The sequence below is a fragment of the Acidobacteriota bacterium genome, assembly GCA_016196035.1.
Taxonomy (GTDB): Bacteria; Acidobacteriota; Blastocatellia; order RBC074; family RBC074; genus JACPYM01.
On sequence record JACPYM010000095.1, the window covers coordinates 46,276 to 70,713 of the forward strand.

15 protein-coding genes are annotated in these 24,438 nt (G+C 60.1%); 5 read left to right on the top strand and 10 right to left on the bottom strand.

Going from position 1 to position 24,438, the window contains the following annotated elements; genetic code table 11:
- The first annotated feature begins 136 nt into the window (after window positions 1-136).
- On the top strand, window positions 137-4,861 hold the full coding sequence (locus HY011_27470; protein ID MBI3426686.1) for a hypothetical protein: 4,725 nt from the start codon (window positions 137-139) through the stop codon (window positions 4,859-4,861).
- Window positions 4,862-5,224: 363 nt separating this feature from the next.
- Here the strand turns inward: HY011_27470 and HY011_27475 are convergent, their stop codons facing one another.
- Window positions 5,225-5,572 (bottom strand): hypothetical protein, encoded by a 348-nt coding sequence (locus HY011_27475; GenBank protein ID MBI3426687.1) that lies wholly within the window; start codon window positions 5,570-5,572, stop codon window positions 5,225-5,227.
- A 540-nt stretch (window positions 5,573-6,112) separates the two neighbouring features.
- Between HY011_27475 and HY011_27480 the strand changes: the two genes are divergently transcribed.
- A complete protein-coding gene (locus tag HY011_27480; GenBank protein MBI3426688.1) occupies window positions 6,113-10,156 on the top strand; it encodes a carboxypeptidase regulatory-like domain-containing protein in 4,044 nt (1,347 codons plus the stop codon).
- A gap of 88 nt (window positions 10,157-10,244) precedes the next feature.
- Here HY011_27480 and HY011_27485 read toward each other — a convergent pair whose 3' ends face one another.
- Window positions 10,245-11,441 (bottom strand): tetratricopeptide repeat protein, encoded by a 1,197-nt coding sequence (locus HY011_27485; GenBank protein ID MBI3426689.1) that lies wholly within the window; start codon window positions 11,439-11,441, stop codon window positions 10,245-10,247.
- A 468-nt stretch (window positions 11,442-11,909) separates the two neighbouring features.
- On the opposite strand from HY011_27485, the gene nagA reads away from it, so the two are divergent.
- Both nagA and HY011_27495 read left to right on the top strand, forming a co-directional pair.
- The gene (gene nagA / locus HY011_27490) at window positions 11,910-13,103 is read left to right on the top strand and encodes an N-acetylglucosamine-6-phosphate deacetylase (GenBank protein MBI3426690.1); all 1,194 of its coding nucleotides are present in this window, start codon (window positions 11,910-11,912) and stop codon (window positions 13,101-13,103) included.
- 236 nt (window positions 13,104-13,339) lie between these two features.
- Window positions 13,340-13,903 carry a lipid-binding SYLF domain-containing protein gene (locus tag HY011_27495; protein MBI3426691.1) on the top strand — a complete coding sequence of 188 codons (564 nt, stop codon included), beginning with the start codon at window positions 13,340-13,342 and terminating at the stop codon, window positions 13,901-13,903.
- A gap of 211 nt (window positions 13,904-14,114) precedes the next feature.
- On the opposite strand, the gene HY011_27500 is transcribed toward HY011_27495, so the two are convergent.
- Window positions 14,115-15,110, bottom strand: a complete 996-nt coding sequence (locus HY011_27500) for a hypothetical protein (GenBank protein MBI3426692.1) — start codon at window positions 15,108-15,110, stop codon at window positions 14,115-14,117.
- Here HY011_27500 and HY011_27505 point away from each other — a divergent pair.
- The gene (locus tag HY011_27505) at window positions 15,100-16,515 is read left to right on the top strand and encodes a hypothetical protein (GenBank protein ID MBI3426693.1); all 1,416 of its coding nucleotides are present in this window, start codon (window positions 15,100-15,102) and stop codon (window positions 16,513-16,515) included. The two genes, HY011_27500 and HY011_27505, sit on opposite strands and share 11 nt — an antisense overlap.
- Window positions 16,516-16,709: 194 nt before the next feature.
- On the opposite strand, the gene vanZ is transcribed toward HY011_27505, so the two are convergent.
- The 7 genes from vanZ to HY011_27540 all read right to left on the bottom strand — a co-directional run bounded on the left by vanZ (window position 16,710) and on the right by HY011_27540 (window position 24,199).
- The gene (gene vanZ, locus HY011_27510) at window positions 16,710-17,192 is read right to left on the bottom strand and encodes a VanZ family protein (protein ID MBI3426694.1); all 483 of its coding nucleotides are present in this window, start codon (window positions 17,190-17,192) and stop codon (window positions 16,710-16,712) included.
- An 87-nt stretch (window positions 17,193-17,279) separates the two neighbouring features.
- Complete coding sequence (gene atpG, locus HY011_27515) at window positions 17,280-18,164, bottom strand: ATP synthase F1 subunit gamma (protein MBI3426695.1); 885 nt, start codon at window positions 18,162-18,164, stop codon at window positions 17,280-17,282.
- A 108-nt stretch (window positions 18,165-18,272) separates the two neighbouring features.
- On the bottom strand, window positions 18,273-19,808 hold the full coding sequence (locus tag HY011_27520; protein ID MBI3426696.1) for a F0F1 ATP synthase subunit alpha: 1,536 nt from the start codon (window positions 19,806-19,808) through the stop codon (window positions 18,273-18,275).
- An 84-nt stretch (window positions 19,809-19,892) separates the two neighbouring features.
- The gene (gene atpH / locus HY011_27525; GenBank protein MBI3426697.1) at window positions 19,893-20,432 is read right to left on the bottom strand and encodes an ATP synthase F1 subunit delta; all 540 of its coding nucleotides are present in this window, start codon (window positions 20,430-20,432) and stop codon (window positions 19,893-19,895) included.
- A 52-nt stretch (window positions 20,433-20,484) separates the two neighbouring features.
- Window positions 20,485-21,036, bottom strand: coding sequence for an ATP synthase F0 subunit B (locus HY011_27530; protein ID MBI3426698.1), 552 nt, complete (start codon window positions 21,034-21,036; stop codon window positions 20,485-20,487).
- A gap of 35 nt (window positions 21,037-21,071) precedes the next feature.
- The gene (locus tag HY011_27535) at window positions 21,072-21,536 is read right to left on the bottom strand and encodes an ATP synthase F0 subunit B (protein MBI3426699.1); all 465 of its coding nucleotides are present in this window, start codon (window positions 21,534-21,536) and stop codon (window positions 21,072-21,074) included.
- A 236-nt stretch (window positions 21,537-21,772) separates the two neighbouring features.
- The gene (locus HY011_27540) at window positions 21,773-24,199 is read right to left on the bottom strand and encodes an Ig-like domain repeat protein (protein MBI3426700.1); all 2,427 of its coding nucleotides are present in this window, start codon (window positions 24,197-24,199) and stop codon (window positions 21,773-21,775) included.
- Between the last annotated feature and the right edge of the window lie 239 nt (window positions 24,200-24,438).

The following is a 24,438-nucleotide window of genomic DNA, read 5'->3' on the forward strand; positions in this document are numbered from 1 at the left end:
CGGGCCTAGCCGTGCAACAACGCCTAACCCAGCGAAAAAAACAAAATGCCGTCAAGCAAGTCTGGGACGCAGTTTTTCCGCCAGGCTTGATTGACGGCCTCCTAAACACGCTCAGTAAACTTTTGGAGAAAGTCTGATGACTGCAAAACAAGCGATCAATCGAGCCAGCTTGGGGCTGGCCTTCTTATGTTTGGCCGCAGCCGGCTTCGGCTGGCGCGCGCTGGCGCACCGCGCCGTCAATGGGACGCCGCAACCCGCCGTCAGCCGTCCGCCACTGGCGGCGCTGCTTAACCCGGATGGCACGCTCAAACCGGCGCACGGTTTTGAAGGCAGTCTGGACGGACGCGGCTGGCGTTTGACCGCGACTAGCGAGGGCGCGCCGCGTTTTGTCAGCGCCGCACCGGGCGATGAATTGTGGGACGCGCAATTCACCAACGCGCTCGGCGTCAACGGCACGGTCGAAGCCATCGCCGTCAGCGGCAGCGATGTTTATATCGGCGGTTCATTCAGCGCCGTGCAGGGCGTCGCGGCCAAGAACATCGCGCGCTGGAATGGCAGCGTCTGGTCGGCGTTGGGCGAAGGCATCAGCGGCACGGTGTATGCGCTGGCTGTCAGTGGAAGCAATGTTTACGTGGGTGGAGGATTCATCACGGCTGGCACCACGGCAGCCAACGGTATCGCCGTTTGGAATGGCAGCATTTGGACGCCGCTAGGGGATGGCGTGACCATCGCCAGCGGCGGCAACGGTAGTGTGCTTGCGTTGGCCGTCAGCGGCAGTGACGTTTATGCCGCTGGAGGATTCACCACCGCTGGCAGCGCCCCGGCCAACAACATCGCGCGTTGGAATGGGAGTACCTGGTCGGCCCTCGGCGGCGGCTTGACGGCAACCGGCAGCAACACCGTTACGGTGGAGGCCCTGGCCATCAGCGGTAGCGATCTGTACGTGGGCGGCTTTTTTAGCAGCGCGGGTGGCACAGCGGTCAGCAATATTGCCCGCTGGAACGGCAGCGCCTGGACGGCACTGGGCGCGGGCCTCAACAACCAAGTCAAGGCGCTGGCCGTGAGCGGCGGCAACATTTATGTGGGAGGCAGCTTTACCGGCGCGGGGAATGTTGCGGCACTGCGCATTGCGCGCTGGAATGGCAGCGCCTGGGTAGCACTCGGCAGCGGTCTCAGCGGGGAAAGTTTTTCTGATGTAAATGCGTTGGCTGTCAGCGGCAATGATGTTTTCGCAGGCGGGGGATTCACCACCGCAGGCGGCCAGCCCACCAAGCGCGTCGCCCGCTGGAATGGCAGCGCCTGGTCAACGCTCGGCAGCGGCATTGGCCAGACGACCACTCACCAAGTAAAAGCACTCGCCGTCAGCGGCGGTGAACTCATCGCGGGTGGCTTCTTTTCTACGGCGAGTGAAGTGCTCACTGGCAATCTGGCCCGTTGGAATGGCAGCGCCTGGTCGAGCCTGGGCAGCCCCGGCCCCAGCAACAGCGTCAATGGTGTGGTCCGTGCCATCGCGCTCAGCGGTAATGATGTTTATGTGGGCGGTGATTTCAATTTGGCGGGTGGTGTGGCCGCCAACAACATTGCCAAGTGGAATGGCTTGTCCTGGTTGGCGCTGGGCAGCGGTCTGGATAGTTCAGTCAACGCGATTGCCGTCAGCGGCAATGATGTTTATGTAGGCGGCAACTTTGGCAGCGCGGGCGGCGTCGCTGCGGGTGGCGTCGCCAAATGGAACGGCAGCACTTGGTCGGCGCTCGGCAATGGATTGAGGTTGGTTGGTGCACTGGCAATAAGCAGCGGCAACGTCTATGCAGGCGGCTCTTTCACTACAGTCAATGGCACGACTTTCAATAACATTGCGGTTTGGAACGGTTCGACCTGGGCACCGCTCGGTAGCGGCGTGAATGGTCAGGTTTTGGCGCTGGCTGTCAGCGGCAACGATGTTTACGCGGGGGGCACATTCACCACGGCGGGCGGCAATCCAGCCCGCACGATTGCCAAATGGAACGGCAGCGCCTGGACGGCGCTGACTACCGATGTGGGCACGCGGCAGATGTCGGCGCTGGTACTCAATGGCAACGATCTTTACGCGGGCGGCTTCTTTACCAGCGTGGGCGTGCCCGACACCACGGGCGTCGCCAAATGGAATGGCAGCGTCTGGGCGGCGCTTGGCAGCGGCATCCCGCGCGGCTTTGTCTTCGCCCTCGCCTTGCAAAACAACGCGCTTTACGCGGGCGGCAGCTTTTTAAGAGCGGGCGATACGGCGGTGAACAACCTCGCCAAATGGGATGGCGGCAACTGGTCAGCGCTCGGCAGCGGCGTCAACAGCGGCGTCAGCGCCCTCGCCGCCAACGCCAGCTACGTATACGCGGGCGGCAGCTTCGCCACGGCGGGCGGCAAGCCTTCGCATTACTTTGGCCGCTATCAGCAGCCTTGCACCGGCACGCTCAGCGCCGCCAGCCAGAGCTTCCCGGCGAGCGGCGGCGCGGGCAGCGTCAACGTCACGGCCCCGGCATGCAACTGGACGGCTGTCAGCAATGCGCCTTGGGCCACAATCACCAGCGGGGCAACCGGCAGTGGCAATGGCACGGTCAATTTTACCGTCACCGCCAATCCCGATCTCAGCACGCGCACGGCGACGCTGACCATCGCCGGGCAAAGCTTCAGCCTCACGCAAGCCGGGCAAACGTGCAGCTACACACTCGCGCCCACCAGCGCGACGGCCAGCGCCAGCGGCGGCACGGGCAGCGCGACGGTGACGCCCAACCTCGCGGCCTGTGCCTGGACGGCCACGAGCAACGCCGCGTTCATCACGATCACCAGCGGCGCGAGCGGCATGGGTACAAGCGCGGTGAATTACACGGTCGCGGCCAATCCGAATCCAAGCACGCGCACGGGCACACTGACCATCGCGGGGCTGACTTTCACGGTGACGCAGGAAGCATTGGCTTGCAGCTACACGCTGACACCCGCGAGCCTGAGCGTCGCGGCCAATGGCGGAACGGGCAGCGTGGCCGTCGCCGCCGCGAATGGCTGCGCCTGGATGGCCGCGAGCAACGATGCTTTCATCACGCTAACCGGCGGCGCGTCGGGCAATGGCAACGGCACGGTCGCGTTCACTGTCGCGGCCAATCCCGCCGCTACCCAACGCACGGGCACGCTGACCATCGCGGGCCAAACCTTCACCGTCACACAAGCGGGCCAACCGTGCAGCTACACGCTCACGCCCGCAAACGCTAGCGTCCCGGCCAGCGGCGGCGGCGGCACAGTCGCTGTCGCCGCGTTGAATGGCTGCGCCTGGACGGCCACGAGCAATGCCGCCTTCATCACCGTTACCAGCGGGGCCAGTGGCAATGGCAACGGCACGGTCGCTTTCAGCGTCGCGGCCAATCCAACCACTAGCGCGCGCACGGGCACGCTGACCATTGCCGGACAGACCTTCACCGTCACGCAAGCCGCGCTGCTTTGCGACTATGCGATTGCGCCCACCAGCCAAACCGTGAGCGCCGCCGCTGGCACGGGCAGCGTTGCGGTGACGACCACGAGCGGCTGCACTTGGACGGCCACGAGCAATGTCAACTGGTTGACGATCACCAGCGGTGCAAGCGGCAGCGGCAATGGCAGCGTCAGCTTCACCATTGCTGCCAACCCCAGCACCAGCGCGCGCAACGGCACGCTGACCATTGCCGGGCTGACGGCCACCGTCAATCAGAGCGGCGCGGTGACCAACCGGCTAGTTCGGTTGGCCCCGGCGGTAGGCGCGGCAGGCAGTACGGTCAATGTGCCGGTTGAACTCGTGGCGCAAGGCGATGAAACGGCGCTCAGTTTCAGCCTGGGCTACGATCAAGCTTTACTCAGCAACCCTTCGGCGACGGCAAGCGCTGACGCGAGTGGCGCAACGCTGAGCCTGAACCTTGATCAAGTTGCGCAAGGCCGGATTGGCTTGCGGCTGACGCTGCCTGCGGGACAACGTTTGGCAGCGGGCACGCGGCAACTTGCGCTCATTACGTTCACGCTGGCCGCCGCCGCAACCGGTCCGACCGCGCTCAACTTTGGCGATATACCGACGGCGCGGCTGGTGGCCGATAGCGCGGCCAATCCGTTGCCCGCGAATTACCTGGGCGGTTCCGTGGCCATCGCACAACCGGTGGCTAGCGTCTCCGCCGCCAGTTTCAGCGCCGCCGCGCTCGCACCCGAAGCGATGGTGGCCGCCTTCGGCACGCGGCTGGCGACGCGCGTCGAAGCCGCCAGCACGCTGCCCTTGCCGACCAGTCTGGCCGGCACGAGTTTGCGGGTGCGCGACGGCGCGGGCACGGAACGGCTGGCCCCGCTCTTTTTCGTCGCGCCGGGACAAATCAATTATCTCGTGCCGGCGGGGACGGCGTTGGGCACGGCGAGTTTAACGGTGACGAGCGGTGACGGCGCGCTCTCGCTAGGCACGCTCAACATTACCAGCGTCGCGCCGGGACTCTTCGCCGCCAATGCCAACGGTCAGGGCGTGCCGGCGGCGGTGGCCTTGCGCGTCAAGGCGGATGGGGCGCAAAGCTTCGAGCCGGTGGCCGTCTTCGATCCGGCGCGCAATCAATTCGTGGCCGTGCCGCTCGATGTGAGCGCCGCCAATGAGCGCGTGTTTCTGATTCTGTTCGGCACGGGCTTCCGGTTTAACAGCGCGTTGGCGGCAGTCAGCGCAAATTCGGGCGGGACGGATTTGCCGGTCTCATTTGCGGGCGCGGCGGGCGAATTGGCGGGCCTCGATCAACTCAACGTCGAGTTGCCGCGCAGTTTGAGCGGACGCGGCGAGTTGAATCTCACAGTGACGGTGGATGGACGCAGCAGTAACACGCTGCGGGTGTTGCTGAAATAAACGGGACTGGCGCGAACCCTGATCCTTCGCCACAGAGTAACAGCGCGCAGGAGAAGATTTTTGGTTGTCCTAAAGCGGTTTTCACATCAGTGTATGGGAAAAGCCGCGCAGCGAGACGGTACCGCGCGCGTGAGCAAGCGGCGCGTCAAGCTTACGCCATTGGCCGAATCGCCCAGGCTTCGCTTGCTCACGCGCGCGGTACCGTCCCGGCACAACGCGCTCTACCGTACACTGAACTGCAAACCGATCTAAGCGCTCTCTTCGTGACTCTGCGGCAACGACCCTGCATTCGTAAAAAGGTGGGGCGCGGAAACAAAATTCCGCGCCCCACCTTTTTATCTATCTTGATTGCGTTACCGAAACTCAGTTGCCCTTTTCAATCATCAGCGTGCGCACCGGCGAAGTCACGATGCGTTTGCCGTCAAAGCAGATTTCGATGCGCAAGCCGATCCCGAGCCAGCCCATTTTCAGCATGCAACCGCCAAAGGTGGAGCCGCTCACGGTGGCTTCGATAGGTTGCGAAAAGAAACGTCCGCCTTGCACCAGGGCTTTGCCGGTTTCGGGTTCCAGCAAAAAAATGTAGTAGTCGGAATTGAGGGTCTTGGCACAGACCGTATCGAATTGGCTGAGCGAACGAATCGCCACACCATCAAAGCTCGAACTCATCTCGGTGAACCCGTCAAGCGAGCAATAACGCGGGATATTGTGCATTCGTGGCTCTTTCATCATCCTCACCAATTTCAACCGGTCAATTCGCAACCAAGCAGGCAACGCTGCCTCGCAGCCATCAGCGCACTCTGAATTTCAAGTTGCTTTCCCTGCTAACCGTAGCCGCTTGCACAACCGGTGCTCATGGCCACCAAAGTTGGGGCAGTATAACCTCATTACTGCGCACACGGTCAAGTTTCGTTTCGTGCCCCGCAAGATTTCCGGGCGCCGAAATTCACCTCCTCTTGCCCGGCATCTTGCCAAACTCCGCCATCTCTCCTAAGCTGCGCGCATCATCCATAAAACTGTAGTTGTTGCAGTATCCATAGAATTACCGGACAGGAAGTAATTGGCTGGCAGACGATCCGCCAAAGAGACTGGAATCCATCAACCGTTTTTTCTATAAATTCATAGTCTTCATCGTTAGCGCGTAAAAAAAGCAGTGCCGTCAGCAATGCGCGAGCACTGAAAATCAACTGGTTGGAAGCGGGCGCCCGCAATCCTGTCTTTCACCTGTCTGCTTACCCTTTTTGGGAGGACCCTATGAATAGGAATGGTTGTGAATGGTTTCGTCGGGCCGTCAACGCGGCTCTCACACACAGTTTATTGATGGTGGCAGTGGGCCTTTGGCTTAGTTGGGGGGCCGTCCCAGTCAACGCCCAAGCCACTTCCACCGGCACGGTTTCAGGTCAAGTCACCGATGCCACCGGCGCCACCCTGCCGGGGGCTGAAATCATCCTGAAAGACACGGCCACCAATGCGAAACTCACGGGCGTGACCAACGAAGCGGGGCGTTATAGCTTCGTCAATGTGCCGCCCGGCGTGTATGACATCACCGTCACCAAGACCGGCTTCCAGCGCGCCGCCGTCAATGCGCACAAGGTCACGGTCGGCACTGTTTCCACCATCAACCTATCGCTGCAAATCGGCAACGTTGCCGAAACCGTCGTCGTGACGGCCACCGGCACCGAATTGCAAACGACCAACGCCACCGTCGGCACGACGCTCAGCGGACGGCAACTCGAATTGCTGACCAACCTGGGACGCGACGCCAACGCGCTGATGGTCTTGCAACCGGCGGTCGCGCCGGGCGGTCAGGTGGCGGGCGCGGTGCAGGATCAGAATACCTACCAACTCGATGGCGGCAACAACACCAGCGATATGGATGGCACGCAGAATATCTATACGCAGGCTGCTGGGTTCATCGGCGCGGGCGCGGCGGGTGGTACGCCGTCGGGCGTCTTGCCCACACCGGCGGAAAGTATCGAAGAATTCAAAGTCGGCACGACGAATCAAACGGCCGATTTCAACGGTTCGGCCGGCGGCCAGATTCAACTGGTCACCAAACGCGGCACCAATCAATTTCACGGCGCGGTTTATGACCACTATCTCGGCAGCAACTTCGGCGCGAACTCGTGGCTGAACAATCACACGCCGTTCCGCAACATTCAGGGACAGGTCGTTTCACCCTCCACGCCGCTGCCGTCGAGCCATCAAAACCGCTTTGGCGGCAATGTGGGTGGCCCGCTGACGCCGCACTTTCTGGGCGGCAAGACGTACTTTTTCGCCTTTTACGAAGGCCGCCGCTTTCCGCAAAGCACCAACTTCGAGAAGCCGGTGCCGACGGCATTGATGCGCGCGGGCGTCATTCAAGTGCCCGACAGCACGGGCGTCTATCGCCCCTACAACCTTAATCCGACGGCGGTCACAGTCAACGGCGTGACCTATCAACCGGCCACGTGCGGCGCGACGAATGTGGCCTGTGATCCGCGCGGCATCGGCCTCAATCCGATTGTTTCGCAAATCTGGCAGAAGTTCCTGCCGCTGCCCAACAACCCGACGGGCGGCGACCAATACAACACGCAAGGCTATCGCGGTTCGATCAAATTGCCGCAGACTTCGGACAATTACGTGTTGCGGCTCGATCACGACTTCGGGCCGAAATGGCGCTGGATGGCGAGCTATCGTTATTACGATTTCTCGCAACTCGCCACGACGCAGGTGGACATCGGCGGCGCGCTGGGCGGCACGCTGGGGCAGCCGGTCTCGCTTGCGCCGCGTGTGCAAAAGCCGGGTTATTTCGTGACGGGCTTGACGACGACTCTCAAGCCGACACTGACCAACGATTTCCACTACAGTTACACGCGCAACTTCTGGCAATGGGGCACGGCGAGCGCGCCGCCGCAATTGGCGGGCTTGGGCGGCGCGGTCGAAATCGGCGGTGAATCGGCCAATGCGCTGATCCCTTACAACGTGAACACACAGAGCGTGCGGCAACGGTTCTGGGACGGCATTGACCATCACTTCCGCGACGACATGACCTGGATCAAAGGCAATCACCTGTTCCAGTTCGGCGGCTTGTACCAGCGCAATTGGAACTATCACCAGCGCAACGACAACGGCCAGGGCATCATGGCCGCGAACGTTTATCAGATCGCCAACATCGGGCAGAACTTCACGACGGGCGGTGTGACCTATATTCCGTCCACCGTGCCAGCGGCGCAAAACAGTTCTTGGCAGAGCCTTTACACCCAGGTGCTCGGCATCGTCGGCCAGCCGCAAACGCTTTACACGCGCAAGCTGCCTGACCTGAGTCTGCAACCGCTGGGCACGCCCGCCGAAGACATCGCGATCATTCCGACTTACAACGTCTATTTCAGCGACATCTGGCGCATGAAGTCGTCGTTCACGCTGACATATGGATTGGGTTATACGGTCGAAATGCCGCCGTTTGAAACGGCAGGCAAGCAGGTGATGCTGGTGGATTCCGCTGGTAATGCGATCCGTTCGGCGGAATATCTGGCGAAACGCAAAGCGGCGGCCTTAGCCGGGCAGGTCTACAATCCGACGCTCGGTTTTGCGACCATCGGCAATGTCACGGGCAAACCCAAATATCCTTACGATCCGTTTTATGGCGGATTGAGTCCGCGCATTGCAGCCTCGTGGAATCCGAAATTTGCGAGCGGCAGTTTGCTCAGCAAAATTTTCGGCGAACAGCACGGCGTCGTGCGTGGCGGTTACAGCCGCATCTATGGCCGCTTGAACGGCGTGGATCTGGTGCTGGTACCGTTGCTGGGCACGGGCTTGATGCAGGCCGTCTCCTGTCAGGGTGCGGTGCGCGCCTCGGCGGCGGTCAACGGCAATCAATGTTTAGGCGCGACTGTGGGCGCGAATCCGCTGACGGCTTTCCGCATCGGCACCGATGGCAATGTCGCGCCAGTGCCAGCGGCGGCGGCGACCATTCCACAACCTTACTTCCCCGGCGTGGGCGGCAACGCTTCGGCGGGCGATGGTTCGGTGCTCGATCCGAGCTTCCGGCCCAACTATTCCGATTCATTCGACCTGACGATTCAACGCGAATTGATCCCGCGCAAACTGATGGTGGAGGTCGGTTACATTGGGCGGCGCATCGGCAACGAGTATCAATCGGTCAACCTGGACGCCGTGCCGCACATGACGACGTTGGGCAACCAGGCGTTCTCGGCGGCCTATGCCAATCTCTATCAGGCGCTGGTGGGCGGCCAAACCATCTCCGCCCAGCCGTTCTTTGAAGCGGCGCTGGGCGGGCCGACTTCGGCCTACTGCACGGGCTTCGCCAATTGCACCGCCGCCGTGGCGTCGAAGCAGGCGACCAACATCCGCTCGACGCGCGTTTACGACCTCTGGGCCAATTTGAACAGCCAGACTTCGTGGACGCTGGGTCGCACCTTGCCGAGTTCCGGCCCCGGCTCGCAATTGAGTTCGGTCTTTATGCAAACCAGCCAGGGCTACGGCAACTACAATGCGTTCTTCTTTTCGCTGGAAGCGCGCGACTGGAAGGGGCTGACGGTGCGCTCGAATTACACTTTCAGCAAGACGCTGGGTACGGGGGCGGTGACGCAATCCACTAGCTCCTTCACCATCGTTGATCCTTGGGACATCAGCGCGATGTACGGCACACAATCCTTCGACCTAACGCATGTCTACAACCTGTCCGCGTTGTATGAAGCGCCCTTCTTCAAAGGCAAGAAAGGCGTCTTGGGGCATGCACTGGGCGGCTGGACAGTCGCGCCGCTCTTCCAGGCGCGCAGCGCGTTTCCCTTGCGCGTGAGCATGACGCAAGGTGCGGGCAGCAATTGCCAGGCGTTTGGCGAAGTGAACTGCGCTTCGGGCAACACCTGGGAAAACGCCGTGTTCGTCGGGAAGTACGCGGCGGGCAATTCCTCGCATTACGACCAATCCTTCAGCGGGACGGTCGGGCGGAATACCAACGCGGCGAATAACGGTTCGGGCATCAACATGTTCGAGAACCCGGAAGCGGTCTATAACTCCTTCCGGCGTTTGATCCTGGGCCTCGATCATCGCGGTGGCGGTAACGGCGTGTTGCGCGGGTTGCCGACCTGGAACCTCGACCTGAGCGTCTCGAAGGACATCCATTTCACCGAGCGCGTAGGCATGTCGTTCCTGGCGCAGTTCGCCAATGTGCTGAACAAATTCCAGCCCAGCGATCCGAGCATGAACCTGGACAGCCCGCAAACCTTCGGGTACATCAACGGGCAGGCGAATTCGTCCCGGCAGATTGAATTCGGGTTGCGTATTCACTTCTAGCAAGCGGTCAGGCAGAGATGGGGAGATGGAAGGTTATGCCGTAAAGTCCATCTCCCCATCCCCCCATCTCCCCATCTCATTTCCTCGCTCATTTCTTCAGCGCCAGCTTGATTTTCTCAATCACTTCTTTGACCTGCGGCACGTTGGCGGCGCGGGGCGCTTCGGTCAGGTATTGTTCAAACGCCTGCAAGGCGGCTTCATATTTTTGCTGACTGTAGTAAAGCTGACCCAACAGCAACTGGGCCAGCGGCATACGCTTGCCACCAAGAGCGTAGGCTTTCAACAGCGCCGCTTCGGCTGCGGCCAACCTGTCCAATTGGAGGTAGGCCGCGCCGAGGTAAAACTGCACCTCAGCGGATTCAGGTTCGAGCGCGACGGCTTTTTCCAATTCACTGAGGGCGGCCTGGTAACGCTCCTGACCGGAAAGCGCGCGGCCCAGTTTGACGTAAGCGTCCGCGCGGGTGCTGCGTTCGAGCGTCTCGTCCTGCAAGCCTGCGCGTAGTTGCTGTTCAGCTTCATCGAATTGTTTGGAGACCAGCAACCCGTCGGCCAAGAGAACGCGCGCCTGCCCCAACGTCGGCTGGTCTTTGACCAACTCGTTGAGCACCATCACCGCCTCGCCGTAGCGGCCCTGGCGATTGCGCACCAGCCCTAGATGCAGCCGGGGCAAATGAAACCGCGTGCTGATGCTGATGGCCTGCGTAAAGGCCGCCGCCGCTTCATCCAACCGATTGAGTTTCAAATACAACAGGCCCAGGTCATCGAGCACACGCAGGTAACGCGGATAAAGCGTCAAGGCCCGCGTGAATTCGCTGAGCGCCGGTTCAGCGCGCCCGGCAGCGGCTTCTTTTTGCGCGGCCTCGTAAGCGGCGCGGGCCGTGGCAGGGGCTTGCGCGTCAGCTTCGGCTACACCCGGCGAGCGTGCGGGGATTGGGACATCCCGCAAGGGGAGTAGAAAAACCGGAATGTAAGTCGTTGTGCGGGCCAGCCGAATGCGGTAGGTGGTCGTTTCAAAGTTGTGTTTGTCAGTGTCAACGGTGAGTGTGACCTCACCAGTGTCTACCAGTTCAGGCGCAAACTGATATTGGCCTTTTTTATCGGTGAAAAGAAGCTCCGCGTTTTGCCTGTTTCGCGTCAGCCAAAAGCGCACTTCGCGTGTCGGCAGTGTCCCGCCGGGCATGAAAATCTGAATGACGGGCGGCGTTTGTGCGATTGGCGCGTGACTGAAATCCAGCCGGCTGGATAGCGCTAAGACAATGAAGAGTGACAAACGAATCGTAGGCATCGTTGAACTCCGCGTAGAGGTTGAAGCGATGGTGGATTGGCGCAACTTAGCACGGTCGTTTTTGGCTGTAAACGCACGCTCTCTTGACACAAAACTTTGACGGCTACCCTCTCTACTCTCCGTTCGACGAAGCTGGTCAGTTTCTGCGGCGGATTTATTGCAGTAGAATGCCCGCGTTTTCCGCGAATAATTCAGCACCACGCATTGCGGTGAGTGTAGAACTTTCCTGAGTAGTGGCTCAAGCAGGGGAGACAAACAAGCAGGGGAGACAAAAGAAAGATGGTAGTGGCTCAAAGAGGGGAGGTCTTGCCGCAGATGAACGCTGAAAAACGCAGAGTAAGCTGGTTAGCCAATGGAATTGATCTGCGTTGGTCGGCGTTGATCTGCGGCTTGGCTCTCTCCCCATTGATCCACTACTCTTTCCTGTAACCCAAAAACTAACGACTCAGATTCGCCCTCTCAACACCTATGAATAACCGTCTCGCCATCGTCAACGGCAGCGTCGTCACGCCGCAAGCTGTCATCAACCCTGGCCTTGTGCTTTGCGAAGCCGGGCGTATTCGTTACGTCGGCCCGGCACACGACGCCGAACCCGATGAAGGCTCGCGGCTCATTGACGCCAGCGGCTGTTACGTGCTGCCCGGCTTGATTGACACGCACTTTCACGGCAGCGGCGGCGATGACGTGATGGCCAACGGCGCGGCGGGTATTGGACGCATTGCGCGGACGCTCTTGCGCTACGGCACGACCGGCTTTCTGGCCACGACGATTGCTGCGCGGCACAGCGAATTGCTGCGCGCCGTCGCGGACACAATTGAAGCCGAAGCCGCGCCGGCAGAACCTGCGGCAGCCATCCTCGGCTTGCACATCGAAGGGCCATACATCAATTTGAAATTCAAAGGCGCCCAGCCTGAATGGGGCATCCGTGATCCCAACTTTGACGAATGTCGCGAGTTGCTCGCCGCCGCCGCTGGCCGCATCAAGATCATGACCCTTGCGCCCGAATTGCCGGGCGGACTGGAATTGATTCGCTGGCTCACGGCACACAATGTCATCGCCTCAGTCGGCCATTCCGACGCCGATTACGACACGGCGCTCGCCGCCATTGAGGCCGGGGCCAGGCGCGCGACGCACCTCTTCAATGCCATGTCCGGCGTGCATCATCGCCAACCGGGTTTGGCGGCGGCGGCGCTGAACGAGCCAGGCCTGTGCGCCGAATTGATCTGCGACGGGGTGCACGTGCATCCGCAAATGGCGCGGCTGGCCTGGCAGATGAAGGGACGCGCGGGTTTGGCCTTGGTGACAGACGCCACAGCGGCGCAGGGCGTCGGTGATGGCGTCTTCAGGCTGGGCGATTTTCAGATTCAAGTGCGCGACAATCTCTGCACGCTGCTCGACGGCGTGACAATTGCCGGTTCGGTGCTGACGATGAATGGCGCGGCCCGCAACGCACTGCAATTCACCGGCATGGATTTAATAGACCTGGCGCACACCGCCGCGCTGCTGCCCGCCCAAGCCTGTGGCGTGGCTGACCGCAAAGGCTCGCTCGCAGTTGGCAAGGATGCGGACATCGCTATCTTTCAGCCGGATTTCACGACGGCTTATACAATCTGCGCGGGGCAAGTGGCTTATCAAAAGGCAGCGGGCGAAATGGGCAGCTAATGGAGGTGTCTCTACCTTGCTTCATTCAACCAGCCTCTGCCAAAATGCGCGTGCAGTAGATTCCACCATCACGCATCATCAACAATTAACGGAGGAGATTTATGAATCGTCGAGCAGTTCCCCTATTTGTGTCCCTATGTCTGCTCAGTCTGACCGCCTTTGCGCAAGGCAGGCTTAGCGCGAATAGCGACACGGTCAAGCAAGCCAACAAGGCCGCGACCGTCTTCAAAGAAATCATGGATATTCCCGACAAGGCCATCCCTGAAACCATTCTCGAAAAGGCCAAGTGCGTCGCCGTCTTTCCCCAAGTCATCAAGGCCGGGTTCGTCATCGGCGGACGCGGCGGACGCGGCGTGGCGACCTGCCGCATCGCGAACGGTTGGAGCGCGCCCGCTTACTTCGACATGAAAGGCGGCAGCTTCGGCTTGCAGATCGGCGCGCAGGCGACCGATTTCGTGCTGATTTTTATGAACGAAAAAGGCTTGAGCAGTCTGTTGAAGAATAAATTCGAGGTGGGCGGCGATGCTTCGGTGGCCGCCGGGCCGGTGGGCCGTCAGGCGGGCGCTTCGACTGACTTGGCGCTGAATGCCGAGATTCTCTCTTACTCGCGCAGCAAAGGCTTGTTTGCGGGCCTCGAGCTCAAAGGCACCGTCATTTCAGTGGACAAAGATGATATGAATCAGGCTTATGGCGACGAGAACGCCGCCAGTGCTGTGTTGAAAGGGCAGAAACCCGCGGCGGAACTAACCAAAATCTTCCCCGACACGGTCGGAAAGTATGCGAAGGGTTCAGGCAAATAGAAATCGTTTGCTGACACTGCTTTTATGATGAAGAGGGCGGCAGAACATGTTCTGCCGCCCTCTTCATCATACATACCAGCCTGCAAGCCGCTGTTTCAACGTCCCAAAGTCATCACCGGCCGGTCACTACTTTGGCCCTGCGCCTTGATCAACGTCGTTTCGGTGGCCGAACATTTGACGTACCAACTTTGTTCCGCGCTCCGCCACACCGTCACATCCGCCTGGCCATCACCGTCGTAATCGCCCGCACCCGTTTGATCGCCCACGGTGCCCCATTGCACGAGGCGGTAATCATTCGTCGCGCTTTGCCAGAGGTACCACGTGCCATTGGTGCCGCGCCAAACCGCCAAGTCCGTCTTACCCTCGCCGTCGTGCCCGCCGTCATCGCTTGGTTGCTGTAACTGAGCAAGGGTGGCGTGTTTGTTGGTACGGTGACGGTCAGTGTGCCTGTGCCGGTCGTGGTTTGATTGTCCGTCACGACGAAGACGAAGGTGAACGGCGCATTCGGCGCCGCGCAGGTTGTCGCGATCTGCGCCGTGACTGCGCCCGCAGGTGTAATCGTAACGCCGCTGACGGTGACGCCGTTGCTGCTTGCGGTGGTTGGGTTGCCGTTGATGGTGATGCCCAAAGTATTGACCGATTGATCGGGATCAAGCGCCGTGGCGCTGGTGAAGCTAGCCGCATTGCCGCCCGCTTTGACCACGAGTGTATTGCTGCTAATAGTCGGCGGCGTATTGGTCAGCAGTGTCGCCGTCGCCGTATTGCCCGCGCCGCTATTGGCCGCCATCACGTTACCGCTGACGTTGTTGAAAGGCCCTGGCGCAACCGGCGTGACATTCACCCTGACGGTGCATGGCGCGCCGATAGCGACCGTTGCACCGCTCAGCCTGATGCCCGGAGCGCCTGCAACTAACAGGTCATTGCTGTCGTTGGTGAGCGCCGCGCCGCCACCACAATTCATGATGACGGGATTGGGCGGATTCGCTACCACCAGATTCAGCGCGTTTGGGAAAGTATCGGTAAATCCGACGCCCGTCAGCGCCACCGGGTTCGTCGCCGGATTGGTGATCGTGAAGGTCAGCGTCGTCATGCCGTTGACTGGTGTGGTGGACGGCGCGAAGACTTTGCCGATGACCGCTGGCAGGTTGCCGGTGGCAGGGATCAGGTGCTCAAGGCGCGCGCGCGCTGCCACCGAATTGCGCGGCAAACTGGGCGAGAGCCTGAGTTCGATTCAGAAATTCGACGTGCAATTTGAACGTACCACCTCTTCGCTCGAGGCGCTCCGGGAATATGCTCTGGGCCGAGCCGAAGTCAGCAAAGGGCAGTTCCGCCAAGCCATTGAGCACCAGTGGCGGGCCGTTGAAATAGACCCGAACTTCGCCTCGGCCTGGACAGCCTTGGCCACTATGTACAACGACACGAACGAGCCGGGGCTGGCGGCGGAGTGCGCGGCCAAAGCCTTCGCGTTGCGCGACCGTGTGAGCGAATACGAAAAGGCGCGCATCACCGTGTTCTATTACCTGTATGTCACTGGCGAGCTTGAGCAGATGATCGAGGCGCAGCAGGCGTTCATTCAAAACTACCCGCGCGATTATACCGGGCCGGGCAATCTCGCCGATTTCTATCACCGGACGGGTCAATTCAAACCGGCCGTCACCGCCGCGCGTGAAGCGCTACGCTTGAATCCGAACTCGGCGAACTTACACAAAAATCCGGCTGAATTTTTGCTGAATTTCAATCGCTTCGCGGAGGCCAAAGAAGTCTGCGCGGGGGCGCTGAGCCAGAACTTGGACAGTTTCGATATACGCGGCCTTCTCTATACCTTCGCCTTCGTCAGCGGCGACACGGCGGCGCAGCAAGAGCAACTCACGTGGGCCGGCGGCAAACCGGATGAATATCAGGCCGTGTACTGGCAAGCGCAGCAGGCAACCTTCTTAGGCGCGTGGCGCGAATCGCAGGAACTGGCGCGCCGCGCCACCGCACTGGCCGTCCGTCACGACGCGCCAGAGGCCGGGGCGCAGTACTTGGCAGATGCCGCTTTGCACGCGGCAGTGCTCGGACAAGCCGTGCAGGTCGCTGGCCTGGCGGACGCCGCGCTGAGACTCGTCCGCAACAAGTACGTGCTGGTGCGCGCCGCCTTGGCCCTCGCGCTCGCAGGCCAAGCAGTGCAGGCACAACTACTGGTGCGCGAACTGGAGCAGCAATACCCCAAAGACACATTCGTCACCCAGCTCTGGCTGCCGACGATCAACGCCACGTTCGCTTTGCAGAAAGGCGAAACGCAGACGGCCATTCAACTGTTGGCAGCGGCGCAACGTTATGAACTCGCCGGAGAATTCTGGCCGCAAACGATGCGCGCGCAGGCGTACCTGAAGCTCAAGCAAGGCGCGCAAGCCGCTGCCGCCTACCAACAGATACTCGACCAGCGCGGGCAGGCGCCGCTGTCGGCCCTCTATCCGCGCGCCACCCTCGGACTGGCGCGGGCAGCAGCGTTGCAAGGCGCTGCGGCAAAGAGTCGCCGGGCGTATCAGGATTTCCTGACACTGTGGAAAGAGGCGGATGCGGCTTTGCCCGTGCTGATTGAAGCGCAGCGAGAATTGGCGCAACGTTGAGCCAAGTGTTGGGGGTTAGATCGGTTTTCACTTCGGTGTATGGCAAAAGCCGCGTAAGCGGGACAGTACCGCGCGCGTGAGCAAGCGGCGCTTCGGCGTTGCGCCAGTCCAGCCGTGCTTGACGCGCCGCTTGCTCACGCGCGCGGTACTGTCCCGGCGCGGCGCGCCTACCGTACACGCAAATGAAAACCGATCTAGGTGTGCACACGTGGACGCCGCCACAGCCCCAGCGCGAGCAACGCCGTCAAGCCGCCGCTCATATCCAATAAACTGTCGTAAAGCGAACCTGTCCGATGGGCGGTGAAGGTCTGATGCCATTCGTCCAGCAATGCCCAGACCGCGATGATGACGAATGCCTGTGCGGCCCAGCGCCATTGCCACTTGAGAGGCGAACCCGCCCAAAAAGCCCGAAACCACAAGAGCGCGAGAAAGCCGTATTCAGTGAAATGCGCTGTCTTGCGCACGAGAAAATGAACCGTCTCGTATTGGCTGTCGGTAATGGCAGGGAAGACCAGGTGCAGCAACCAGGCGAGCCGCGAACCCGTGTTGTCAGCAGAGAAGGCGTCGGTCGAAAACCCGAACATCGCGGCCATCCAGAGCAGGGGCGGGAGCCAGTAAACGCTGGTGGCTGGGGGCTGGTGGCTGGGGGCTGCTGCTTTGGACTGTAGTTGGTTCATCGGTCGGTCTAAAAGGCGATTGCGGAATTTCACGAGCACTTAGGGTGCTGCAAAATTCCGCAATCCGCAATCCACAATCCGCAATCGTTACAGCGCTTCAGCGCCGCTGACCACTTCAATGATTTCGCGCGTGATGGCGGCCTGGCGCACGCGGTTCATGTTCAGCGTGAGCCGGTCAATCACTTCGCTGGCGTTCTTGGATGCCGAATCCATCGCGGTCATGCGCGAACCCATTTCAGAGGCTACTGATTCGAGCAACGCTTGGTAAATGCGATTCTCGATCAGTTTGGGCAGAAGCACTTCAAAAATCTCCGCCGGTTTCTGTTCGTAAAGGTAATCGCCACCGGCTTCCGTCGGTTCATTTTCTGGCAGTTGGCCGATGGGCAGTAACTGGACGAGTGAGGGTTTTTGCACGAGCGCCGATTTGAATTCGCCGAAGAGTAGATAAATTTTGTCTACCGGCTGCGCTTCGTTGGTGAAATCGGCGATGAGTTGCTGGCCGATGTTGATGGCGTCCGTCGCCGTGACTTTGCCGGAGCCGGTGATGCCGATGTGTGAGCGGCGAATCGTGACGTTGCGGCGATGGAAAAAATCATTGCCCTTGCGTCCGATCAAAACCAGTTCAACCTGATCGTGCGTATGCTGCCGCAGAAATTCGCTGGCCGCTTTGATGAGGTTGGTGTTGAAGCCGCCGCACAACCCTTTGTCCGCCGTCACCAACGCCAGAATGATGCGCTCGCTGGCGGGCGTCTCAGCATCGGGGTTGGCCAGCAACGGGTGCTTGAAATCGGAAGCGCGCCGGGCTAGATCACCCAGAATCTGCGTCATCTTCCTGGTGTAGGGGCGCGCCGCTTGCACGCGCTCCTGGGCGCGGCGCAAACGGGCCGCCGCGACCATCTTCATCGCCTTGGTGATCTGTTGGGTGCTTTTGACGGCGCGCAACCGGCGCCGCAGGTCTTGTATGCTAGGCATAGATTCAATTGATAGTTGACAGTTGATAATTGATAGTTGGTAACAAGTCACTGCACTCAATGCCAGCGCTTAACTGTCAACTGTCAATTATCAACTATCAATTAGGTTTCAGGCTTTCGCGCTTTTCGCTTGCGCGTTGAAGCGTTCTTTGAATTCTTTCAGCGCGGCGTTGAGTTGGCCTTTGAGGCTGTCGTCAATCGCTTTCTTGTCACGCAGTTCCTGCAAGAGCGAGCCTTTGCTGTTCTCGATGAACTTGATCAGCTCGGACTCGAACTTGCGGATGTCTTCGACCGCGACATCGTCAGCGTAGTTGTTCGAGGCCGCCCAAATCCCGATGACCTGCTTCTCTACGTCCATCGGCACGTATTGATCTTGCTTGAGCAATTCGGTCAAACGCTGGCCGCGCGCCAACTGTTTGCGCGAAGCTTCGTCAAGATCGGAGGCGAACATGGCGAACGCCGCGAGCGCGCGGTACTGCGCCAAATCCAGCCGCAGCGTGCCGGCGACGCTTTTCATCGCCTTGACCTGCGCGTTGCCACCCACGCGGCTCACCGAGTTGCCGACGTTGATCGCCGGACGAATGCCCGCGTTGAACAAGTCGGATTCGAGGAAGATTTGCCCGTCGGTGATCGAGATCACGTTGGTCGGGATGTAGGCCGAAATGTCGCCCGCTTGCGTTTCGATGACGGGCAGCGCCGTGATCGAGCCGCCGCCTTTGGCATCGCTGTACTTGGCCGCGCGTTCCAACAAGCGCGAGTGTAGGTAAAACACGTCGCCCGGATAGGCTTCGCGGCCCGGCGGACGGCGCAAGAGCAGGGAAATCTCGCGATAGGCCGCCGCGTGCTTCGACAAATCGTCGTAGACGCAAAGCACAGCCTTGCCACGATCCATAAAGTATTCGCCGATGGCGCAACCGGAGTAAGGCGCGATGTATTGCATGGCCGCCGGTTCCGATGCCGAAGCGACCACGATGATCGTGTAGCTCATCGCGTCATGCTTTTCGAGCGTGGCTTGCACCTGCGCGATGGTCGAAGCCTTTTGACCAATGGCGACGTAAATGCAAATCACGTCTTTGCCGCGCTGATTGATGATCGTGTCGAGCGCGACGGCGGTTTTGCCGGTCTGACGGTCGCCGATGATGAGTTCGCGCTGGCCGCGTCCGATGGGCACCATCGAGTCAATGGCCTTCAGGCCGGTTTGCATCGGCTCTTTCACGCCCTGGCGATCCACGATGCCGGGGGCGATGCGTTCGATGGGCATGAAATCGTTGGTCACGATCGGGCCTTTGCCGTCCATACCTTGACCGAGCGCGTTGACCACGCGGCCCAGCATGGCATCGCCAGCGGGCACTTCGATAATGCGCTTGGTGCGTTTGACGATGTCACCCTCTTTGATCTTTTGGAAATCGCCCAGCAACACCGCGCCGACCTTGTCTTCTTCCAGGTTCAACGCCAGCCCGAACGCGCCTTGCCCGAAGTCGAGCAGTTCGCCCGCCATGACCTGTTCCAGGCCATGAATTTCAGCGATCCCGTCGCCGACCTTGATGACTGTGCCGACTTCGGCCACGGTGACGCCAGTGTCGAAGTTCTCGATCTGCTGGCGAATAATCTTGCTGATCTCATCTGCCCTAATATCGTCTGCCATAATCACTCCGTGATTGGAATTAGTAGCTAGGGACTAGGGGCTAGGGCGACCTTATCAAGCCCCTCATCCCTAGTCTCTAGCCCCTTACTGCATGAGGCGCGCTTTCATTTGCGCCAACTGGTTCTTGATCGAACCGTCATAAATCTTGCTGCCGATGCGTGTGACGACGCCCCCGATGATGTCCGGGTCGGTCTTATAGTGCAGCCGCACGTCTTTGCCCGTGAGGGCCTTCAATTTGTCGTGCAAGAGCTTTTGTTCGTCGGCGTTGATGTTGCGCGCCGTGATGATTTCGGCGGTCACGACATTGGTGCGGGCGTCCAATTCTTTTTCGAGCGCTTGAACCATTGGCATCAGTTGATGCAGCCGATTGTTGGCCAACAGCAATTGCAGGAAGTTCTGCACGGTCTGGCGCGCTTTCAGCCGCGCGATCAGTTCGTTCAACACCGCGCGCTTGCGCTCCGGGGCAACGACCGGGCTGGCGAAAACCTCGCGCAATTGCGCGTGGCCTTCGATCATCGCGGCGAACTGTTTCAACTCGGCGGCGACTTCGGTGACCTCGCGCCGCTCGACGATGACATCGGCGAGGGCGCGGGCGTAGCGATTGGCGATGGTGGCAACACTCATAAAAAGTAGTCAGTAGTCAGTAGTCAGTAGTCAGTAGTCAGTAGTCGCTCTACTAGCTCACTTTGCTTAGCTCCTCGCTGACGCGCTGTAGGAGCCTGGCGTCGTCTTGGGGCGTCAATTCGCGGCGGATCATTTGTTCGGCGAGTTCGACGGCTTTATCGGCGGTGAATTCACGTAACTGGACGAGGGCGGCTTGTTTCGCGCCTTCGATTTCGCGGTTAGCGGTAGTGCGCAGCTTTTCGGCGTCAGCCCTGGCTTCGGCCTGCAAGCGTTCACGTTCGGCCAGTGCTTCACGTTCGGCTTGGGCGCGAATCTCGGTGACCTCTGCGTCCAACTTGCTGAGGCGCGCATTCAATTCGTTGAGTTTCGCGGTGGCTTCGGCCTTTTCGTTCGCGGCGCGGTCGAGCGTGGCACGCACGGTGGCGAGTCGCTCGGCAAAGAATTCGCGCGCTGGCTTGCGCACCAGCAGGTATAGCACAGTCAAAAAGACAGCGAGATTGACAGCTTTGGGAATGGCGGGATGCAGCCCTTCGGCCAGCAAAACCGGCGGTGCAAACAGGACGGGCGTGAAGATCAAGGAACGTAGTTGCGTGATGCTTTTCATTGCAGGCGTTAAGTCTCCTGTTCTCCTTTACAGGCTTACCCGACCGGGCGTTTTAGTATTTGGGAAGAAATCGTCGCGGCCATTGTGTGTGCTTCGTTTTCCAATGTCTGGCGCGCGCCAGCAACCTGTTGCGTGATGTCGTCTTTGGCGGCGTTGAATTGCGCGGCGGTTTCCTGCTTCACTTGATCCAACAATTGCTGGCGTGCGGTCAAGGCTTCCTTGCGTTGGCTTTCGAGTTCCTGATAAGCCGCGGCGCGCGCTTGCCGAATCTGTTGCTCGTAATGGTCGAGTTTTTCGTCGAATTGCCTGAGCAGTTGTTTGGCCTCGTTCAACCGTCCAGCCCCCAAACTCTCGCGCTCATCCAGCACCTGATTGAGCGGCACGAACAGCGTTCGGTTGAGAAGGAAAATCAACAGGAGAATGCTAATAAAGATAAACAGGAACGAGCCATCAATACTGATGACACTTCCTTCCAGCAGTAAGATTAATGCAGGGTACACCGCGTGACTCTCCTCAAGGATGATAAGTTCCACAGCACAGACACAAATAGCGCAAAATGCAGGTTAAAATTTAAGTCAGGATAAGTAGCACATGGTTTCACAAAGTGTCAACTTATGCCTCTGGGAAACTCATTGCGATAGCAAAGAAAGCTCTGGGACCGGCTCTTGTCAGCCCCTGCGCCGACTCGAAATACAACTGCACAAGAGAAGGGGCGCCGTTTACTGCCTTGCTCGTGTTAGCGAAAGCCGATCCGCACGATATTCGCTTGTTTGCCATCCACTGTCAGCACGACCTCCACCTCACCCCGCGCGGCCAGTTGCTGCGGCAGCAGCAAATTGGCCTGATCCAGTCCGGCCAGACTGCCTTGCGCGCCGGCAAAGTTAAGCGGCACGCTGATGCCTCCGACGGTGGCGGTGACGTTGTTGAGCGCCGCCCTGAAGCGAAAGCCTGTGCCATAGAGCAATAAGTAAAGCTGTTCGGCGGGCGGCCCGAATTCGAGTGGGATCGGCACAAAGCGCTGCGTCGCGGCATCCAGGCGCGCGACCGGTTCGAATTGAAACGCGCCGGAGGGCTGTATGCGCAACACCTGCGCCGCCGCCACGCCGCTGCCGTTCGCATTCGCCGTGAAAACACCCGGCGCCACCGTAGCGATTTGAATGACTTCCTGCGCGACGTTATTTGGGTTGCTGTCGTTCGCGATCTTTACCGTGGCAGGGCCGAGCGCCGTTCCGGCAGGCAGCAGATAATTGACTTGATTGGCGGACACGAAGAAAAGCTGGGCGAGACGTTCAACCCCCAGGCTGTCAGTGACGCGGACGGCCGTGCCCGCCAGCGTTGTCGGCAAAGGCAGGTTCGTTGCGGCCTGGCTCGTGGTTGCCAGATTGATTCCGAAGGCGGCCACGATTTCTTCGCGCGCGAACTGATCGTGCAGATAACTGGCCGCCGAAACGTTGGCGAGAGGCCGAGCGATCAGGATCGTGACTTCGGCTGAAGTGGACGACCCGTAGTTGGTATCGCCCGCGTATGCCGCCGTCAATTTGTGTGTGCCCGCCGTCAGTGTGGAAGTGGTGAAGGTCGCCACTCCGCTCGCATTCAAAGTGCCTTGGCCTAACGAGGTCGCGCCGTCCAGAAACATCACCGCGCCCGTAGGCGCGCCCGCGCCCGTGGCCGTGACCTTGGCGGCCAGCGTGATTGCCTGACCCACTAGATAAGGCTCCGCCGAGATCATCAGTTGCGTGGCGGAGTTGAGTTTGCCGACGGTCAGGTTAAAGGGCGAATTTGTGGAAGCGCCGCAATTGTCCGTCGCCGTAACCGTGACCACATACGCTCCACCCGGCGCGGCGTTATTGATCGAAACAACACCGGTGCTGGCGTTCACTGAAACCGTGCCGGTGAATCCAGCAGAGATAGCTGCCGTGACACTGGCGACGGTGTTGTTGTCAGCGGGCGCGGCGCTGGGCGTGATGGTGACGGATTGGCCTAAGTTGACGGTCGTCGTGGGATACGGGCCAAGTGTGGGCGCGGAGTTGGCCGTGACATTGATGGTCAAATTGGCCGTCGCCGTGCCGCCCGCCGCATCGGTTACGGTCAAGATCACTGTTTGCGCCCCGGCAGTAGCGTTGCAGCCCGCTGTCACCGTTGCGGTGATCGTGCCATTGGTATTATTGATGTTGCTAATTGCGAGGCCCGTCGGAACTGTCGTCGCCGTCACGCTTAAATTCGCTACAGGCGTTTCTAAATCATTGACGGTGGCAATGGTGGCAGCAGCGCCCGGGTTGCCTTGTTGGCGGGTGAGCGCCGCCCCCGCCGTAATCGTCGGCGGCGTATTTTGCACTGGGCATTTGCCCACGCTATCCGACTGGAAGATCGCCAGAATTTCCGCAGCGGTGAGCGCGCGGTTGTACAGGCTGACCTCGTCAATGCGCCCGTTAAAGCGTTCGTTCGGCAAGCGGCTGAGCACGTCTTCAGAACGCGAGCCGATTTTCAGCGGGCCAGCCGACGGCGTGATGTCGCCGCTCAAACCCGCCACGCTGCGCGTCAGCACGCCGTTGATATAAGCGTTGGCCACCGCGCCGTCATACGTGACAGCCACATGCGTCCAGGTATTCAAGGGCACCGCCCCGCCGCCATTCACCCAGAAAGAATAATCGTTGGGCAAGCCGTTCACGCCGCGCAACGCGAAGGCAAAGTTGCCGATGGGAATTGAGCCGGCGGGCAGGCTCGGCCCGCGAATGCCGATTTCGTATTGGTATCCGTCATAGGGTTCGGAATCTTTATTGACGATGATGTCTACGGAACCATCCACCAGCGTCGGGTAAACCCAGGTTTCAATCGTCAGCCGCGCCGGATTCAAAGCCGGTGCGTTGGGAACGCTGACTTCGCCGGTGCCGTTGAAATCGAACGCCTGCATGACCTTGCCGGTGGTGAAGCCGACGCCGGTTTTTACCGTGCCGTGATTCGTGCCGATGGAATCCAGTCCATTGCCTTCGCCGCGATACCAGGCGACCAACCCATTGGGGCGCGGCGCGCAATTCGTTTGAACGACAGGTTGACTGGCGGCGGCCAACCAGGTGTAGGCCATGAGCAAGGCGGGACAGAGCAGCACGAAAACGAGGCGAACGCCGGAGACAAACCGAAAGGGATTGCGTGTGCGAGTGTGCATAACGGTACGACCTCCAAGAAACTTCGCTTGCCAAGCATTGGCAGGGACAACGAAAGTTTTTGTGAGCCGCCAACGCTACGGGCGGCGGGTTTTTGTTCCAGGACGAAAATGCTGTCTGGGTGAAACGTCTCGGCTGTCGGGAAAGCGGGCAGCCGCATGGAGATAAAAACTTGGCCAAGACGGCCAACTTTCGCTCATTGCGGCCTGGGGAAAGAACGATTCGGCGACGACGGATACTA

Coding starts and splice junctions, on each gene's coding strand:
- HY011_27470 (MBI3426686.1), top strand. CDS start 137: ATGACTGCAAAACAAGCGATCAATCGAGCCAGCTTGGGGCTGGCCTTC.
- HY011_27475 (MBI3426687.1), bottom strand. CDS start 5,572: ATGCACAATATCCCGCGTTATTGCTCGCTTGACGGGTTCACCGAGATG.
- HY011_27480 (MBI3426688.1), top strand. CDS start 6,113: ATGAATAGGAATGGTTGTGAATGGTTTCGTCGGGCCGTCAACGCGGCT.
- HY011_27485 (MBI3426689.1), bottom strand. CDS start 11,441: ATGCCTACGATTCGTTTGTCACTCTTCATTGTCTTAGCGCTATCCAGC.
- nagA (MBI3426690.1), top strand. CDS start 11,910: ATGAATAACCGTCTCGCCATCGTCAACGGCAGCGTCGTCACGCCGCAA.
- HY011_27495 (MBI3426691.1), top strand. CDS start 13,340: ATGGATATTCCCGACAAGGCCATCCCTGAAACCATTCTCGAAAAGGCC.
- vanZ (MBI3426694.1), bottom strand. CDS start 17,192: ATGAACCAACTACAGTCCAAAGCAGCAGCCCCCAGCCACCAGCCCCCA.
- atpG (MBI3426695.1), bottom strand. CDS start 18,164: ATGCCTAGCATACAAGACCTGCGGCGCCGGTTGCGCGCCGTCAAAAGC.
- HY011_27520 (MBI3426696.1), bottom strand. CDS start 19,808: ATGGCAGACGATATTAGGGCAGATGAGATCAGCAAGATTATTCGCCAG.
- atpH (MBI3426697.1), bottom strand. CDS start 20,432: ATGAGTGTTGCCACCATCGCCAATCGCTACGCCCGCGCCCTCGCCGAT.
- HY011_27530 (MBI3426698.1), bottom strand. CDS start 21,036: ATGAAAAGCATCACGCAACTACGTTCCTTGATCTTCACGCCCGTCCTG.
- HY011_27540 (MBI3426700.1), bottom strand. CDS start 24,199: ATGCACACTCGCACACGCAATCCCTTTCGGTTTGTCTCCGGCGTTCGC.